This is a genomic window from Kitasatospora sp. NPDC059812 (assembly GCF_042732075.1).
Lineage (GTDB): Bacteria > Actinomycetota > Actinomycetes > Streptomycetales > Streptomycetaceae > Kitasatospora.
Genome location: NZ_JBHWIO010000188.1, coordinates 1 through 1,438 on the forward strand (window position 1 = coordinate 1; position 1,438 = coordinate 1,438).

General features: G+C 70.5%; 1 protein-coding gene. It reads right to left on the reverse strand.

What is annotated here, in order from left to right; translation table 11 throughout:
• Positions 1 to 172: 172 nt before the first annotated feature.
• Positions 173 to 1,396 (reverse strand): IS4 family transposase, encoded by a 1,224-nt coding sequence (locus ACFV6D_RS38850; RefSeq protein WP_380381116.1) that lies wholly within the window; start codon positions 1,394 to 1,396, stop codon positions 173 to 175.
• Between the last annotated feature and the right edge of the window lie 42 nt (positions 1,397 to 1,438).

Consider the following 1,438-nt stretch of genomic DNA (forward strand, 5'->3'; position numbering starts at 1 on the left):
CCAATGCCAGTGACTTTAGGTTGTGTCGTGCTGGGTGACGGTGACTGTTGCCGGTTGTGGTGGTGGCCAGTTGTGGTGTTGGGCGCGTTTGAGGGGCCAGTTGGACATCTTGCGTTTGATGACGCGGGGGCAGGTCCGCTGACGTCGTGGGGGTAGCAGGCGTTCGGCGATCTCAGTCAGGGTGCGGGTCAGTGCGCGGGCGAGTCTGCCGGGGGGAAAACGCCGCCTGGGCGGGGACCTGGCGGCGTACGACGCGCAGGCTGCGGGTGAACGAGAGCCGGTCGACGTCCAGGCCGTCGTTGAGGGCGGCCTGGTGCATCAGCTGCCGGATGGCGTGGTGGACGAGCAGGAGGCCGTAGACCTCCTGCTCGACACCCCACGGGTACTTCGAGCGCAGGACGAGCCTGGGGCCGCGCTGGTGGGTCTTGATCTCGTCCAGCGTGGTCTCGATCTCCCAGCGCTGGGCGTAGAGAGCGGCCAGTTCGGCGGCCGGTGCCTCCTCGGGGTCGAGGAGGGTGGTGATCAGGCGGTAGACGGTGGCGTCGCCGGTGGAGGCGAGGGTGTACTCGACGACGCGGACGGTCACCGGGTCGCGACGGTTCCTGCGGTCGTGTCCGGCGAAGACCTCGCTGAGGTAGGAGCCGTCCGACAGCGTCCGCACGACGGGCAGGCCGGCGTTCTTGCGTACCCGCCACAGGAGGTCCGCGCCGGTAGCCCGGGCCTGCTGCCACAGCTCGACGCCGTAGAAGCCCCGGTCCGCCAGCAGCAGCATCCCCGCGCGCAGATGGCCGAACAGCCGCCGGGAGAGCGTCTGCTCGCCGGCCGACAGCGGGCCCACCTCGGCGGCGAACATCGCGTGGGTGCCGCACTCGGCCAGCCCCACGACCCGGGCCTGCGGGAACGCGGCCGCCCCGCGTCCCGAGGCATGGCGGCCGAAGAAGGCGTCGTTGGCCTCGGTGTCCGCCAGGTCCAGCGTGGTGCCGTCCACTGCCACCACACGCCAACGCCGATACCACGCACCCGCGGTCCCGGGCACGGCCATCGGACGGCACACCCGGGCGAACAGCAGACGCAACGGCTCCGGCCCCAGCCGCCGCCGGGCCCGGCCGATCGCGGCGGTCGTCGGCACCCGCCACGACCGCCGCCCCTCTCCCAGTCCCTCACCCAGCAGCCGCGCGACCTCCTCGTAGCCCTGCCCGAAGAACAGGCACATCGCCAGCACGAAGTACACGACCACCCGCGCCGGCAACAACCGACTGCGCTGCTCGGCCCGCCCGGTCTCAGCGATCACCTCATCGACCAGACCCGGCGGAAACACCTGCGTCAGCACCCCGATCGCGATCCGATCCGACAACCGCTCACCCGCACACGACTTGACCTGCCCCACCCTCGCCACACCACAACCAACGAGACAGACACACCAAAGTCACTGGCATTG